Source organism: Mumia quercus (assembly GCF_025506335.1).
Taxonomy (GTDB): Bacteria; Actinomycetota; Actinomycetes; order Propionibacteriales; family Nocardioidaceae; genus Mumia; species Mumia quercus.
Genome location: NZ_JANZYO010000002.1, coordinates 193,585 through 209,189, shown reverse-complemented (window position 1 = coordinate 209,189; position 15,605 = coordinate 193,585). Strand labels below are relative to the sequence as shown.

Annotated in this window: 14 protein-coding genes; 12 read left to right on the top strand and 2 right to left on the bottom strand. The window is 70.2% G+C overall.

Annotated elements, in window-relative coordinates:
* The first annotated feature begins 3 nt into the window (after positions 1–3).
* From NYZ95_RS04400 to NYZ95_RS04375, 6 genes are read left to right on the top strand one after another with little or no spacing between them, the layout of a single operon-like run.
* The gene (locus NYZ95_RS04400; protein ID WP_262849099.1) at positions 4–1,227 is read left to right on the top strand and encodes an aromatic ring-hydroxylating dioxygenase subunit alpha; all 1,224 of its coding nucleotides are present in this window, start codon (positions 4–6) and stop codon (positions 1,225–1,227) included.
* The gene (locus tag NYZ95_RS04395) at positions 1,224–2,009 is read left to right on the top strand and encodes a hypothetical protein (protein ID WP_262849097.1); all 786 of its coding nucleotides are present in this window, start codon (positions 1,224–1,226) and stop codon (positions 2,007–2,009) included. Before NYZ95_RS04400 ends, NYZ95_RS04395 begins: the two co-directional genes overlap by 4 nt.
* Positions 2,006–3,001 carry a calponin homology domain-containing protein gene (locus NYZ95_RS04390; protein WP_262849095.1) on the top strand — a complete coding sequence of 332 codons (996 nt, stop codon included), beginning with the start codon at positions 2,006–2,008 and terminating at the stop codon, positions 2,999–3,001. Before NYZ95_RS04395 ends, NYZ95_RS04390 begins: the two co-directional genes overlap by 4 nt.
* Entirely contained in the window at positions 2,998–3,828 is an 831-nt protein-coding gene (locus NYZ95_RS04385; RefSeq protein ID WP_262849092.1) for an SDR family NAD(P)-dependent oxidoreductase, read from the top strand. The genes NYZ95_RS04390 and NYZ95_RS04385 overlap by 4 nt, the downstream gene beginning before the upstream one ends.
* Entirely contained in the window at positions 3,828–4,505 is a 678-nt protein-coding gene (locus NYZ95_RS04380; protein ID WP_262849090.1) for a hypothetical protein, read from the top strand. The genes NYZ95_RS04385 and NYZ95_RS04380 overlap by 1 nt, the downstream gene beginning before the upstream one ends.
* The gene (locus tag NYZ95_RS04375; protein ID WP_262849088.1) at positions 4,502–5,248 is read left to right on the top strand and encodes a maleate cis-trans isomerase family protein; all 747 of its coding nucleotides are present in this window, start codon (positions 4,502–4,504) and stop codon (positions 5,246–5,248) included. Before NYZ95_RS04380 ends, NYZ95_RS04375 begins: the two co-directional genes overlap by 4 nt.
* 104 nt (positions 5,249–5,352) lie before the next feature.
* Here NYZ95_RS04375 and NYZ95_RS04370 read toward each other — a convergent pair whose 3' ends face one another.
* Both NYZ95_RS04370 and NYZ95_RS04365 read right to left on the bottom strand, forming a co-directional pair.
* Entirely contained in the window at positions 5,353–5,541 is a 189-nt protein-coding gene (locus NYZ95_RS04370; protein ID WP_262849086.1) for a hypothetical protein, read from the bottom strand.
* 2 nt (positions 5,542–5,543) lie between these two features.
* Positions 5,544–6,218 (bottom strand): class E sortase, encoded by a 675-nt coding sequence (locus NYZ95_RS04365; RefSeq protein ID WP_262849084.1) that lies wholly within the window; start codon positions 6,216–6,218, stop codon positions 5,544–5,546.
* A 148-nt stretch (positions 6,219–6,366) separates the two neighbouring features.
* Between NYZ95_RS04365 and NYZ95_RS04360 the strand changes: the two genes are divergently transcribed.
* The 6 genes from NYZ95_RS04360 to NYZ95_RS20310 all read left to right on the top strand — a co-directional run bounded on the left by NYZ95_RS04360 (position 6,367) and on the right by NYZ95_RS20310 (position 15,599).
* Positions 6,367–8,079 carry a hypothetical protein gene (locus NYZ95_RS04360; RefSeq protein WP_262849082.1) on the top strand — a complete coding sequence of 571 codons (1,713 nt, stop codon included), beginning with the start codon at positions 6,367–6,369 and terminating at the stop codon, positions 8,077–8,079.
* A 117-nt stretch (positions 8,080–8,196) separates the two neighbouring features.
* Entirely contained in the window at positions 8,197–9,204 is a 1,008-nt protein-coding gene (locus NYZ95_RS04355) for a DUF916 domain-containing protein (RefSeq protein ID WP_262849080.1), read from the top strand.
* Positions 9,201–10,544 carry a hypothetical protein gene (locus tag NYZ95_RS04350; RefSeq protein WP_262849078.1) on the top strand — a complete coding sequence of 448 codons (1,344 nt, stop codon included), beginning with the start codon at positions 9,201–9,203 and terminating at the stop codon, positions 10,542–10,544. Before NYZ95_RS04355 ends, NYZ95_RS04350 begins: the two co-directional genes overlap by 4 nt.
* A 45-nt stretch (positions 10,545–10,589) precedes the next feature.
* Complete coding sequence (locus NYZ95_RS04345) at positions 10,590–11,975, top strand: ABC transporter substrate-binding protein (RefSeq protein WP_262849076.1); 1,386 nt, start codon at positions 10,590–10,592, stop codon at positions 11,973–11,975.
* Positions 11,956–12,744, top strand: a complete 789-nt coding sequence (locus NYZ95_RS04340) for an ABC transporter ATP-binding protein (RefSeq protein ID WP_262849075.1) — start codon at positions 11,956–11,958, stop codon at positions 12,742–12,744. Before NYZ95_RS04345 ends, NYZ95_RS04340 begins: the two co-directional genes overlap by 20 nt.
* Complete coding sequence (locus NYZ95_RS20310; protein WP_262849073.1) at positions 12,741–15,599, top strand: branched-chain amino acid ABC transporter permease/ATP-binding protein; 2,859 nt, start codon at positions 12,741–12,743, stop codon at positions 15,597–15,599. Before NYZ95_RS04340 ends, NYZ95_RS20310 begins: the two co-directional genes overlap by 4 nt.
* Positions 15,600–15,605 lie beyond the last annotated feature (6 nt).

Genomic DNA, 15,605 nt, shown 5'->3' with positions numbered 1-15,605 from the left:
CCGATGTTCAAGAACTTCTGGTATGCCGTCGAGTTCATCGACGACGTCGTCGCCGGCAAGCCGAAGAAGGTCAAGCTACTCGGGCAGCAGCTCGTGCTGTACCGCAAGACCAGCGACAACTCGATCGTCTGCCTGTCCGACCTCTGCGTGCATCGCGGTGCGGCGCTGTCGGGCGGCGAGATCAAGGACGACTGCATCGTCTGCCCGTACCACGGCTGGGAGTACGAGCCCGACGGCGCCGTGCGCAAGATCCCGGCGCACCCGGAGCGGGGCATTCCGCGCAAGGCGCGCGTCGACTCCTACCCGGTCCAGGAGAAGTACGGCTTCGTGTGGGTCTTCATGGGAGACATCCCCGAGTCGGAGCGCCCCCCGATCCCTGACTGGTCGGCGATCGACGACACCGAGACGTACCGTGCGGTGCGCGGTGAGTTCCTCTGGAAGTCCAACTACGAGCGCATCCTCGAGAACGGCGTCGACGTCGCGCACACGCCGTTCGTGCACGGCGGCGTCTTCGGCAACCGCGAGAAGCCGGAGGTCCCCGACCTCAAGATCGAGGAGTCGCCCTGGCACTGCAAGGTGTCCGTGGAGCTCAACCCGCCGCGCTCCAAGGGCATGTGGGGCCTGATCAACCCCAACAAGCAGGACCTCAAGAACCGCCCGCCCGTGCCCGTCTCCACGACGTGGTACCTGCCCAACATGATCCAGCTCGAGGTCGGCACCCCGATGGGCGCGATGAAGATCTTCGACGTCAACATCCCGATCGACGAGGAGACCACCCTCGTCAAGTTCGTCGCGCTGCGCACGTTCTTCAAGGGGAAGTGGGCAGACCGCGACGCGCTGCGCCGTGTCTTCAAGGTGCTCCGTGAGGACCAGGTGATCGTCGACGCCGTCCGCCCCGAGCTGCTCCCGTTCGACCTGTCGTCCGAGCTCCACGTCAAGAGCGACTACAACGCGGTGCTCTACCGCCGTCGCCGCCAGGAGCTCATCGACGCCGGCTGGTCGGTCGAGGGCAACACGATCGTGGGTGAGGGCCCTGCCCGCGTCGAGGCTCGCGTGATCCCGTCGCCGACCCGCAAGGAGGTTCCCGAGCTCGCGTCGGCGTGGAACTTCAAGGAGGTCCGCAGCAAGGAGCTGCTCGGCAAGCAGACCGAGCGCGAGGAGCGTGGCGACCTGCCCCGCACCGACAGCATGCCCGAGAAGACCCGTGAGGAAGAGGTCCCCGCATGAGCACCACCGAGTCCGTCGCGCCTGAGAGCCTGAGCCTGCCGCACGGTCTGTGCCAGCGCGCCTGGGAGCGCGTCGTCGCCGAGCGCGGTCTGGTCGAGGTCACGGGGGAGGGCGGTGGCCCGGCGCAGATCCTGACCTCGCCCATGTCCCCGGACCCGGTCGGTGAGGTCCGTGTCTTCGCCGCAGCGAGCGAGGACGAGCCGGTCGCCAAGCTCGTGTACGTCGGCCTGACCGTCGCCATGATCGGCCTGGACAGCCACATGGTCTTCGCCTTCACCCGCGAGGGCCTGCCGATCCCGCACTTCACGCTCGACTCGGTGCAGGGCCACGGCACGTTCGCCTTCCACCTCGACCTGATCCCGCGGGCCGACCTCGGCACCCACCTCCCGTACCTCGACTGGGCGTACGAGCCGCTCACGCCGACGTTCGAGGACGTCCAGACCTGGGAGGGACTCACCAAGGCCGAGATCGGCCCGCGCCAGAACGCGATGATGTCGCCGTGGATGCTGGTCAACCGGGCCGACACCGATGCGTTCGTGGCCATCGAGAGCGCGGTCACCACCTACCTCGACCACTGGCTGGGCCTGCTGGACGGAGGCGTGCCCGCGGAGGTCGTCGCCGACGTCGCCGACACCGACCTGCCCGCGCGCGACGCGCGCAACCGCGCTCTGATCTTCAGCCCCGAGGTCGACAAGGTCTGGGCCCAGGTCGCCCAGCTCATCGGTGACGACGCGTCCGAGAAGGTGCGCGCGCAGCTCCTCGACAACGGGGTGGCCGGGTGACCGCAACCGTGGACGCCTCCTCCGGCGCGAGCGAGGCGGAGGCGGCCACCAGCGAGTGGCAGCAGCGCATCGAGGGGGAGTGGCACGGTCGTCCGTCGCTCTTCGACGCGCAGGGTAACCACGTCGGCTACGAGCACGTGGTGCGGGCCAGCGTCGTCGAGGACGGGGTGTCGCGCTACTGGATGCGCACCAACCTCGAGGGCAGCGGTCCGCTCCGCAACCGGTTCGAGCTCGGCGCCCACTTCGACTTCGGGATCGTCGACTCCGACCAGAACCGCGTCTACTGCGGCCCGGACTTCTACGGGACGGGGCAGCCGTACGGCTATTTCGTCGAGGCCAACTACTACTCCCCGGGCTGGCAGGCCGACCTGCGCACCTGGAACCAGGTGCTGCCCGACGGCGTGACGCAGGTCTACTCGTCCGTGCTGCACGACGGCTGGGCGGTGTGCGCGGTCTTCAACGGCGTCTACAAGCGCACGTTCGACCACGAGACCAACCCGGAGACGCAGGCGTTCGTCGACCAGTGGATCGCCGACGAGACGCGCCGTGGCTCGATCCCGCAGGTGCTGCCCACGAAGGAGATGGGTGCCTGGACCGGGACGCTCTCGGTCGAGGACGCCGCCACGCAGACGACCGTCGGCGAGACCCGCGTGCACATCGACCACCAGCCGCAGTCGCTGCTGCGCGCCCGCCAGCACATCACGTGGGAGGGCGCGCTCGACCGTGCGTACACGCTCGACCGCTACCGCGACGGTGCACGGGTCCAGTACGACGGCCCGGACGTGTTCGGCAACGCGATCTCGTACGGTCGCGCGCTGTTCACGACGCAGCACCTGATGGGCGCGGACGCCCGCGGCGTGGAGAAGATCCGCGGACGCGAGTTCCTCCTCGACCCGCAGACCCGCGACCTGTCGATCGTGTGGCAGCTGCTCAGCGGCGAGCGTACGACGCACTTCGTCCACGGGCTCCTGACCTGGGAGCCGGCCGCGTGAGCACGGCGTCGGCGGGCGGCGGCCGCGTCGTCGTCGTCACCGGCGGCACCCGGGGCATCGGCCTCGGGCTCGCCGGCGAGCTCCTGCAGCGCGGGTGCCGCGTGGTGGTGTGCGGGCGCTCGTCGGCGGCGGTCGACACGGCTGTCGCCGCGCTCGCCGAGCACGGCGCCGACCGCGTCACCGGACTGCCCGCCGACGTCACCGACCGCGAGTCGCTGCAGAAGCTGTGGGACCACGCGACGCAGACCTTCGGTCGGGTCGACGTGTGGATCAACAACGCCGGGATCTCGGCGCCGCGTCGCTCGATGACCGAGGTCTCCGCCGACGTTGCCGACGACGTCGTCCGCACCAACCTCGTCGGGGCGATGAACGGCTGCGCGGTGGCGCTCGCCGGGCTGCGCGAGCAGGCCGGCGGCGGGTGGGTCTGGAACATGGAGGGCTTCGGCTCCAACGGACAGATCCAGCCGGGGATGGCGATCTACGGTGCGAGCAAGCGCGGGGTCACCTACCTGACCGAGGCCCTGGTCAAGGAGGCGAAGGGGTCCGACGTCCGCGTCGGGTTCCTGTCGCCCGGCATCGTCGCGACCGACCTCCTCCTCGCCGACTACGACGGGCAGCCCGAGGCGTTCGAGAAGGCGCGCAAGATCTTCAACATCCTCGGCGACCGCGTCGAGACCGTCACCCCGTGGCTGGCCGACCGGCTCCTCGCGGCGACCAAGAACGGCACACGCGTCGCGTGGCTGACCGGGCCGAAGGCGATGCGTCGGTTCATGGCCGCGAGCTTCCGGTCGCGCGACATCTTCAGCGACGCGGAGGCGAAGGTCTGATGGCGATCGATCCGTGCGTCGAGTACGGCCTGGCGCTCGCCATCGAGGACTTCGTCCCCGTGATCCTCGCCGGCGCGGGACTCCTCGTCCTGGCCCACGCCCTCGGCAGGTCGCTCCCGGCCGTACGCGCGGGCGCGCTGCTCGGTGGCGTGGTCGTCACCGCGGGAGGGCTCGGCAAGGCGTTGTGGAAGCTCCTCGTCGCCGGTCCGTGCATCGAGATCCCGTTCCTCGAGCAGATGCTCTTCCCCTGCCTCGCGATCGGGTTCTCCGCCCTCGCGTGGGCGCTGGCGAGCGTGTACGTCGGCAGAGTCGTGTCGTGGGTGCCGTTCGCCCTCGTCCCGTTCGTCGGCGCCTGCATCTCCGGTGCCGCGCGCAACCTCACGCCGATGCTCGCGATCGCCGCGCTGAGCGCCGTCGCGGTCGGGGCGATGGCCTCGATGCTCGCCGCACGCCACCGCGACCAGCTCGGCCGCTGGCTGTTCATCGTCTACCTCGTCGGCACGCTCGTGCTCCCGCCGTTGGCGGCCCGACCGCACCAGACCGAGACGCTGCAGTGGATCGAGCAGCTCACGAACACCGGCGTCCAGCTCTGCTTCCTCATCGGCGCGCTCCGCCTCAGCAGGCGGCTCCCGCGCGCCGAGCAGCCCTCCGTCCCCGAAGGAGCCTCCCTGTCATGACCGACCGCCTCGGTTACCGCCGCAAGTTCGGCGTCATCGCCCCGAGCACCAACACGATCGTCCAGCCCGAGTTCGACATGATGCGCGTCCCCGGCGTCACGTCGCACTACGGCCGGATCCTCATCCGCGACGGCCGGATCGCCGACGACGAGGGCATGCAGAACCTCCTCGTCCAGATCCGTGCGGCGATGGCCGACTGCGTCGAGGGCATCATGACCATGGAGCCCGACTACATGGTCATGGGTATGAGCGCGGAGACCTTCTGGGACGGCGTGGAGGGCAACCGCCAGTTCGTCCAGCAGATCAAGGACCTCTCCGGCGGCCTCGGTGTCGCCACGGGCGCGGAGGCGTGCGAGCGCGCGCTCCAGCTGTACGGCGCCAAGAAGATCGGCATCATCACGCCGTACACCCCGATCGGCGACGAGAACGTCCGCAAGTTCTTCACCGAGCTCGGCTTCGAGGTCGGCGAGATCAAGGGCCTGAGCTGTCCGACAGCCGTGTCGATCGCGCACGTGTCCGAGAAGACGTTGCGGGAGTCCCTCCAGGCGGTCAACGACTCCGACGTCGACGCACTCGTCCAGTGCGGCACGAACCTGTGCATGACCGAGCTCGCCGACGAGGCCGAGCGCTGGCTCGACAAGCCGGTCATCGCGATCAACGCCGCCACCTGGTGGATGGCGCTGCGCGACAACGGCATCGACGACAAGATCCAGGGATTCGGCTCGCTGCTGCGCGAGCACTGACCTCACCTCACCAGCAGATCCCCCAGCCACCGTGCGGGGCCGGCAATTCCCCCGGGCCGGCCCCGCACGGTTGTGGTCTGGGGGTCTCTGACGTCCGGCTCGGGTCAACCGGTGGCGGACGTGCCGTCGGCCGGCGGAGCCTCCAGCACGATCTTGTCGAACGGCAGCAGCGGCTCGAGCGCGGGGAAGGCCCAGAGGAAGAGGGCGGCGACCGCCGCGAGGGCGAGGAGGACGGCCAGGAGGACCTTCACCGGCGTGGGGCCGGGCAGGACCCGCCACAAGGCTGTGTACACGATCAGCTCTCCATCCCTGTGGTCTGGGCGACGAGGTTGGCGTGGACGATGAGGCGTTCGCTGGAGCCCCACCGGGGGTGGCACGTCACGAGCGTGAGTCGTGCCTTGCGAGGCTTGGCTTCCGGCTTGTTCGGGACGGGCAGCAGCACGCCCACCTCCGACGGGGCGACGAGCGCCTGACGGGTGACCTCGTACGTGTAGGTCGCGGTCGGGGTCGTCACGTAGATCGGGTCGCCCGCCTGCAGCTTGTCGAGGTGCGCGAAGGGCTCGCCGTGGGTCGCGCGGTGGCCGGCGATCGCCGCGTTGCCGAGCTGGCCCGGCATCGCGGTGTCGGGGAAGTGGCCCGGTCCCTGCTTGAGCTGGTCGGTGCTGACGCCCTCGACGACGACCCACGACCAGTCCTCGCCCAGCCGCGGGATGCGCAGCTGGGCGATCCCGGTGCCGGTGGAGGGTGCGGGGGCGGCCGCCGCCTTCGCGGCCGCCGCTTTCGTGGCCGGTGCGGCCTGCTCGGTGAGCCGCGCGAAGTCGTCACGCAGGTCTCCTTGGGCGGCGGCGGTCTGGACGTCGCTCCAGACGACCAGGTAGAGCGCGAACAGGAGGACGACGGCACCGCACGTCAGCAGCAGCTCGGCCGCTCCACGCACGGTGCCGCGTACCAGCTGTGCTGGTCGGCCCATCAAAAATCCTCTCGGATATATCATTGACAATATCGTGCTGCGTGCTCCAGCCTATCTCGTACTTGCACTCCGGATGAGTGCAATGCAGTAGACAGGGCTGCGACTCACACGGGTCCTAGACCCCCTACCCGAGAAGGAGAACGGGTAGATGAGATCAAGAATCCGCACCGTCGCCACGATGGCAGGCCTCAGCCTGCTGGCGACCTCAGCGGGCATCGTGGGGGCCAGCTCGGCCTCGGCGGCCACTCCGGTCGGCGGTTGTTGGGTGTACACCGTCGACGCTGGTGCGCCGCTCGAGACCACCGCGATGACCGGAAGCCTCACGCAGACGCTCGCGTCGTGGGGCACCGACGCCGACTACAACCTCACCACCAGTGGGGCGACGGCTCCGGGCGGCACCCGCAACGTCTCGCTGACCTTCAACACCGGACCGACCAACGGTGGTCCGGCGGCCTCGGGCACGGCGTACTACTACTTCTCGGTCAACGGTTCCAACCTGGCACCGTTCGAGACGGCGTTCAACGCACCTGCCTTCGGTCCGATCCCTGGCGGCACCGTCAACGGATCGTTCCCGATCACGGCCTCCGGCTCCAACGAGGTCCGGCTGCGCAAGGTCATCTACGACATCCCGAGCTTCGGCGTGCGCGTCCAGTGCAACGGCCAGACCTCGGGCGTCAACCCTGGCGTCAACCCGGTCAGCACGCCGGTCGACACCAACATCGCGACGTCCTTCAACGTGGTGGGCCCCACCGCCACGATCACCTCCGTTAGCAACCAGGTCGTCACGACCGCAGCACGTCGCGGTGACGCGATCAGCTTCGACCTCACCCTGTTCGGTGCCGCCGGCACCGGCACGGTCGAGCTGTGCAACGTGAGCGGTACTGCGTGCGACGCGGGCGCTGGATCGGTCTCCATCGCGTCCAACGGCACGGGCAGCGGCTCGCTCACCGTGCCGGCGGCTGCGACGACCGGCTCCCGATCGCTGAAGGTGACGTCGGGCAGCGATGTCAGCCTCACGCCGATCACCATCCTCGGCAACCCGACGGTGGCGACCAACGTCGCCGGCGGTGGCGCCGGGACCGTGGTGACCGTCACGGGCACCAACTGGGACCCCAGCCAGGCCGTCACCATCGGTGGCTACAAGGCTGGACCGCCGTTCCCCCCGGGAGCGACGGCGGACCCGACGGTCTCGACGACCGCGAACGCAGCCGGCAACATCTCGGCGACGTTCACGGTCAACGACTCGACGACCGCGTACATCGGTGGCAGCCGCGTCCACGGCGCCACCCAGATCTTCGCCTCGACCGCGTTCTCCTTCTCTGGTGACGCGTGCACGGCGAAGGTCGGACTCTCGGCGACGGGCAGCTGCGCGCTGCTCGAGACGGTCGACCTGACCGTCGTCGCCGGTGACCTGAAGATGTCGAAGGAAGCAGGCAACGTCGCGATGTCGGGCATCTCGCTCGACGGCACCGACCAGACCTCCACCGGCAACCTCCAGGACGTCACGGTGAAGGACTACCGCGGTGGCACCCTCGGGTGGTCGCTCGTCGGTCGCTTCTCGGGCCTCACCGGCCCGGCGAAGGCGTCCGGTGGCAACTTCACCATCGCGCCGTCCAACCTCACCTGGACCCCCTCCTGCGACGCGCAGGCGAACAACGACGACACCGTCGTCGCGGGGTCCGCGGGATCGTTCGCCGATGCCTCGACCGACCTGCCGCTCTGCTCGGTGGCGACGTCTGGTCTCGGTGCTGACGAGACCAGCGGTGGCGACACCCTGGCCGACGCGGACTTGTCCCTGTCGGTCGACTCGGGTCAGGCAGCCGGCAATTACACCGGTCTCCTGACGCTGACGCTGTCCTGAGCCTAGGCTTCGGGCACGTCTGCTGAATCAGCAACACCAGCTGGCCGTACGGTCCGGGTGCTCGTCTTCGACGAAGCCGCCCGGACCGTACGTCCACGTGACACCGAGGAGACGTCCGTGAAACGTCCGCTCCGCCTCCTGTGCGCTGCTCTGCTGGCGCTCGTGGTGGTGCCGTCCGCGCCTGCCACCGCCGCCGACAACGGGGCCTGGTCGGTGACCCCGACGCCCGCCGACGCCAGCTCGCCGACGCCCCGCAGCTACTTCGTCCTCGAAGGCAACCCGGGCGCGACGATCACGGACAAGGTACGCATCCGCAACTACACGAACCGTCCGCTGACCTTCCGGCTCTACGGAGCCGACGGTTACAACACCGCCGAGGGCGGCTTCTTCGCCCTGCGCAGCCTCGAGCGGCCGCAAGAGGGCGTGGGGGCGTGGCTGCAGATGCCGGTGCAGACCGTGAAGGTCGCCAAGCGTACGCAGGTCGACGTGCCGTTCACGCTGTCGATCCCGGCCAACGCCACGCCCGGTGACCACGTCGGCGGGATCGTCGCGCTCAACGAGGCCGTGGAGGGCACGACCGAGAGCGGCGGGGTGGACGTCGGGATCAAGCGCGCCGTCGCGGCTCGTCTCTACCTGCGCGTCGCCGGTCCGACGACACCGGCCCTCAGTGTCGAGGACGTCGCGCTCACGCACGATCGCGGCTTCCTCCCGTGGTCGGGGTCCGGCAAGGGCACGGTGACCTACACCGTGCGCAACACCGGCAACCTCCGCCTCACGCCGGAGAGTGTCATCAAGGTCTCCGGCATGATCGGGCGTCACGTCGACACCGTCGAGAATCCCGGCGTCGTCGACCTTCTGCCGGGACAGGTCGCGCGCCTGCGCGCCAAGGTCACCGGGATCGGCGCCGTCGACCGCCTGAGCGTCACCGTCACCGCCTCCACCGCCGAGGGTGTGACCGCCGAGGACACCACCACCGAGTGGATCCTCCCGTGGCCGGCCGTCCTCCTCTTCTTGCTCTTGCTCACTCTCGCGACCTGGTGGCTGCTGCGCCGCCGTGCCGAGAAGAAACGCGCCTTCGCCGCTGTCGGCGAGGCGCCCCGTCTGACGATCGGAGCCGGTCAGTGAAGTTGTTCCGCACTCTTGCGGCAGGGCTGCTGGTCGCAGTCCTGGTAGTCCTCCAGGTCGGGGTCGCCTCGGCGACGGTGAGCGCGGTGACGGCCGCCGCCGTCCCGGCCGCCGACGGGGCAGGACTCACCGCGAGCGTGACGCCCGGCGAGGCCGGTCGCGCCGAGCGGGTGCGCGTCGAGAGCTCGGGATGGCCGGCGCGTACGCAGGTGCAGGCGGTCGTGTGCGGTGACCTCGCCATCGGTGGTTCGGCCGCCTGCGACCAGACGACCGGGGTCCTCGGCCTCTCCGACGTCGACGGCAAGGTCGAGCTCGACCTGGTCGTCGGCAACCCGCCGCGCCCCTGCCCCTGCGTCGTCCGCATCGCCTCCTACACGGGCCCGGCCCTCGCCGTCGACACGCCGTTCGTCATCACCGGGCACCCGGTGGGGACCCCGCCGACGCCGACGATCCCGATGCCGAACCTGGCGATCAGCGACGTCAGCCTCGAAGGTGGCGGCGGCCTCGGCGCGACGATCGGTGCGCTGTTCGGTCTGGCGCCGGCACGGACGTTGGTGGTCACGGTCCGTAACGAGGGCACGGCCGCCGCTGTCAATCCGCCGGTGAAGATCGGCGTGGAGAAGTCCGAGCGGGCCAAGCCGAGCGTCGTCGACGGGCGCGACCTCACGATCGAGCCGCTGCAGACCGCCACCGTCAAGACGTCGGTGACGCTTCCGGTCTTCGCCTTCGGTACGTACCACGTCGTCGGCGCGGTCGGCGAGGGCGAGGTCGCCGCACCGTTCGCGACGACGTGGACGGCGTACCCGTGGGGTCTCATCGCCCTCTACGTCCCGCTCCTCATCCTCCTCGTCTGGGGGATCCGACGCCGCCTGGCCGCAAGGCGCGAGCGCCAGGCACGCGTGGGTGATCCCGCGCAGGCTGCGAGCCTGCTCGAGCGGCCGTACCCGCTCCCGGACGTCGTCTACGTCGACGCCGTCGGCGGGTTCCTGGTCAGCCCGAAGGCCGTCGGGAAGACCGGCCTGATCAAGCAGCTGGACGGCCGTCTGGAGCGTGGCGACCTCGAGGGCCTCCTGCACGACCCGACCGCCGTCCTCAGCGCGGAAGCGGTCCAGGGGCTCGGGCCGGTCGGAGCGTCCGGCGACCCGGGCGCGGCGGTCGTGGACCTGCGGGCGCTCGACGCGTGGCTGACCCGCCTGCACCCGGGAGCGTCCGCCCACGACGCCGGGGGAGCGGAGGGCACGGACGGTGCGGAGCGGACGGCGGACGCCATCGTCGACGTCGCTGCCGCCGACGCCTGGCTCGACCGTCGTGAGCACAAGAGATCTTCCCAGGCCAACTAATATCGTATATTCTAGCGCCCACATTCAGACGAGGACGGAGGCCCAATGCGGCACCACAGGGACACCCGAGGGACCGCGGATCGATCGCTGGTCGTCCGCGCCAGCGCGGCACTGGCGTGCTTTGCGCTGGCCCTCGTCGGATGCGGCAGCGTGATGCCGGGCAGCGTCGTCGGTGGCGGTTCCGAGGGAAGCGTCGAGGCGTCTGCCGAGGGGCTCGGCCCCGGTGTCACCGCTGACTCCGTGAAGGTGGTCTTCGTGGGGACCGACCTCGAGGCCGTCAAGAGCACGACGGGCTTCAAGACCGCCCACGCGGGTGACCCTGAGAAGCAGGTGCAGGCGCTCGAGGACTGGGTCAACGCCAACGGCGGCCTCGGTGGCGGCAGGAAGCTCGACGCCGTCTTCCGCATGTACGACGCCCAGAACGACTCGGCCGCTGCCGAGGAGGCCCTCTGCAAGCGGATCGTGCAGGACGACAAGGCGTTCGCCGCCGTGCTCACCGGGCAGTTCATGGAGAACGCACGTCCCTGCTACGCACGAGAGAAGACGCTCGTGCTCGACGCGACGCTCGTCGCGACGGACGAGGCCACCTACAAGAAGTGGTCGCCCTACCTCTGGTCGCCGGCCTACCCGTCCTACGACGGCTTCGTGAGGGCCTACATCAAGACCCTCTCCGAGGAGGGCTTCTTCAAGGGCCGCTCGCAGGTCGGTGTCGTCGCCGCGGACAGCCCGATCAACCACAAGACCATCGAAGAGCTCGCCGTGCCGCTGCTCGAGGAGGCCGGTGTCAAGGCGGAGGTCGCCTGGGTCGACACCACCGACCAGGGCAGCCTCTTCATGGGCGCCGGCGAGGGCGCGGTCACCTTCCGCTCCGCAGGGATCGACCGGGTGATGTTCCTCGGAGGCGCACGCCTGGCGTCGATCTTCGCCACCCTGGCCGAGCCCAAGGGGTTCAAGGCCCGGTACGCGGTCTCGACGTTCGACAACCCGACGTTCTTCGTGAACAACCCCCAGCTCGTTCCGTCGTCGGCCATGAAGGGCATGGTCGGCATCGGGTTCGCCCCGTCGCAGGAGGTGCTCGACGAGCAGCTGCCGTTCCCGAGCACCGACGCCGAGAAGAAGTGCGTCGACATCTACTCGGCGGCCGGGATCACGTTCGAGTCCCGTGAGGCAGCCCGGATCGCCCTCCCGTACTGCGACGCGGCGCTGCTTCTGCAGGCCGGCTCCCAGGACCTCACCGACGACTTCAACGCGGCGACCTGGGGCGCGGCGGTCCAGAGCCTCGGCTCGGCGTTCGTCCCGTCCTCCGGGTTCACCGGTGCGCTCGGCGAGGGCCGTCACGCGGCCTCGGGCGCCTTCCGCGTCCTGCGTTACGACGGCGGCTGCAACTGCTTCAAGTACGAGGGGGGCGACGTTGATTTCCCGACGTCGTGACGCCGGGCTCGACATCCTCACCCCGCGGTCCGGCGGCCCTGCACTCGCGCTCGAGGGCATCGCGTGCTCGTACGGGCAGGTGCAGGTCCTCTTCGACGCCAGCCTCCACGTCGACGAGGGCGAGATGGTCGCCCTCCTCGGACCCAACGGCGTCGGCAAGAGCACGACGCTGAAGGTCCTCGCCGGCCTGCTCCGCCCCGACGCCGGCACCGTCCGCCTCGGGGGCGTCGACGTCACGTCGGCGCCGACGCGCGAGCGCATCGCGCGCGGCCTCGGTCAGGTCGTCGGGCAAGCCACGTTCAGCTCGCTGACCGTCGTCGAGAACCTCCGGATGCACGCGTTCACGATCGAGGACCGGGCGTGGGCGAACGACGCGGTCGACGCCGCTCTCGCCGTCTTCCCCCGTCTGTACGCCCGACGTGACCAGCCGGCCTCGACGCTGTCCGGCGGCGAGCGGCAGATGCTCGCCCTCGCCAAGGCGATCGTGCAGGATCCGCGCATCCTCGTCGTCGACGAGTTCTCCCTCGGGCTCGCGCCCGTGGTCGTCGGCGGACTCATCGAGCTCGTCCGCCGGCTCAACGAACGCGGGACCGCCGTGCTGCTCGTCGAGCAGTCCGTCAACGTCGCCCTCTCGCTCGTCGACCGGGCCTACTTCATGGAGAAGGGACAGATCGTGGCCTGCGAGTCCGCGTCCGACCTCGCGGCCGACCCCGACCGCGTACGTGACCTCATGCTCGGCGGGCATGTGACCCCGGCGGTCGCCCCGTGAGCCCCGCGGAGACCGTCCTCGCCGTCGAGGTGGTCGGCTTCCAGATCGGCATCGACCGCCTCCTCATCGGCGTCTTCACCGGCCTCACGTACGGACTGCTCGCCGTCGGCCTGGTGCTGGTCTACCGGTCGAGCAAGTTCGTCAACTTCGCGTACGGCTCGATCGGCGCCTTCGGCGCGTCGATGCTCGGCCTCCTCGTCATCGACTGGGGTGCCCCGTACCTGCTCGCGTTCCCGATCGCGATCGCCGCGGCTGCAGCGCTGGCCGGTGCGATCGAGGTCGTGGTCGTCCGCCGGCTCGCGGGTCGACCCAGCCTCATCGGCATGATCGCGACGCTCGGCCTCTCGCAGTTCATCCTCATCCTGGCGCTGATGATCAACAGCGACGGGGTGAGCGGGTTCAGCTTCCCCGAGCCTCCGCTGCTGCCGTCGTTCACGATCGGCACCATGCCGGTGGGCCCGGCGCACCTCGCGATGGTCCTGCTCGCACCGACCGTGCTGCTCGGTCTCTCGTGGTTCCTGCGCCGCACCCGCCAGGGCTTGGCGATCCGTGCGGCTGCCGACGCCCCGGACACCGCCGCGCTGGAGGGCATCCGCGCCCCGCGCATGGCGTCGTACGCCTGGGCGATCTCGGGCGGGATCGCGGCGCTGTCGGCGATCCTGGTGACGCCCACGGCGGGCCAGTCGATCGACACCCTCGGACCGGAGCTGCTGCTCAAGGGCCTCGCGGGCGCCGTCATCGCGCGGATGTCGTCGATCCCGGTCGCGTTCGGCGCGTCGATCGCCATCGGTGTCCTCGAGCAGATCCTGCTCTCGAACCCCGACACCCGCGGTCTGGTGCCGGTGGTCCTCGGTCTCGTCATCGTCGTCGCGCTGCTGCGCCAGCCGACGCTGGGTCGCGCCGACACCGAGCGCGGCGGCTGGCGACGGGTCGGGTCGCCGCCCGTGCCGGCCGCGTACGCCGCCGTCCGCTCGATCCAGGCCGTCCGCATCGGACTCCCCATCGTGTCGGCCATCCTTGCCTTCGCGCTGGCCTACTTCGTGAGCAACGAGACCGCGGCGATCCTCACCAACGCCGCCGGGTTCGCGCTCGTCGGTCTCAGCGTCGGCCTCATCACGGGTGTGGCGGGCCAGCTCTCCCTCGGTCAGTTCGCGTACGCGGGCATCGGTGCCGGAGCGTCGGTGCACCTCGTGGACCTCACGGGGAGCTTCGTGCTCGGCGTCATCGGCGGGATCGCGGTCGCTGCGCTCGTCTCTGCGCTGGTCGGCATCCCGGCGCTGCGCCTCAAGGGACTGGCGCTCGCGGTCTCGACGCTCGCGTTCGCGCTCGCCACGACCGCCTGGGTGCTGCGCCTCGACATCTTCCTCGGTGACGGAGTCGCGCCCGCGAAGCCGACGTGGTGGGGCTACGAGGTCACCCTCGCGCGCGACTACTACCTGTTCGCGATCACGATGCTCGCGATCGGCGTCTTCGTGTGCGCCAACCTCTGGCGCAGCGGGTTCGGCCGCTCGCTGCAGGCCCTGCGCGACAACGAGGACGCGGCTCGCGCGTTCACCGTCCCGCGGACGCTCCGCAAGCTGCAGCTGTACGCCGTCGCCGGCGCGATCGCCGGGCTGGGCGGTGTCGTGATCGGGCACGGTCAGATGACGTTGACCGTCAACTCCTTCCCAGCATCGGCCAGCATCGACGTCGTCGCGCTCACCGTCGTCGGCGGCCTGGGGCTGATCGTCGGACCCCTCGTCGGCACCCTGATCATCGTCGCGCTCCCGAGCCTGGTGATCCTCGGCATGCCGGGCGAGGCCGCGCTCGCCGTCGGCTGGCTCCTCGTGGTCATCCTGCTGCCCGACGGCCTCGGCGGCGTCGGCATGCGGCTCAGGGACAGGTTCTACGACTGGCTCGCCGCCCGCGCCGGGGTCGACCCTGCAGCTGCACACGCGGAGCCCGACCTCTCGCAGCGCTCGCCGCTCCAGAGCTCGGCGGAGCTCGCCGGGCTGTTCACGCCGGACACGCAGGACGCCGACGCGGGGCCCGACGCACCACCGCTGCTGGTCGTGCGCGACGTCAGCCGCCACTTCGGCGGGGTCGTGGCGGTCGACCACGTCGACCTCGACGTGGCGCCGGGCGAGATCGTCGGCGTGATCGGCCCGAACGGTGCGGGCAAGACGACGCTCTTCGAGCTCATCGCGGGATTCACCACGCCGGACACCGGGCAGATCGTCTTCGCAGGTGCGGACCTGACGCGGGCGACGCCGGAGCGGCGGGCCAAGGAAGGCCTCGTCCGCTCCTTCCAGGACGCGGCGCTGTTCCCGACGATGACCGTGCGCGAGACCGTCATGGTGGCGGCGGAGCGGACGAGTCCGAGCCGCCTCGGCGTCGCGGCGCTCGGCACGCCCCTGCCGGACCGGCTCAAGGCGAAGCGCGCCGACGAGCTGATCGAGCGGATGGGTCTCGGGCCGTTCGCCGAGCGCACGATCGCGGAGCTGTCCACGGGCACCCGTCGCGTCGTGGAGCTGACCTGCATGCTCTCGATGGAGCCGCGCGTCCTCCTGCTCGACGAGCCCTCGGCGGGCATCGCGCAGAGCGAGAGCGAAGCCCTCGGCGACCTGCTGCTCAACGTCCGGCGCGAGCTCGGGACGGCGATGGTCATCATCGAGCACGACCTGCCGCTCCTCGGTCGCCTGTGCGACCGCATGGTCGCGATGAACCTCGGCCGTCTGATCGCGTCGGGCACCCCGGAAGAGGTCCGTACGCATCCCGAGGTCGTCACCTCCTACCTCGGCTCGGACCACGCCGCCATCGAACGCTCAGGCCCGCGCCTCAGCTCCGTCACGACGCTTCCTGCGGGGACGCCATGACCTCGA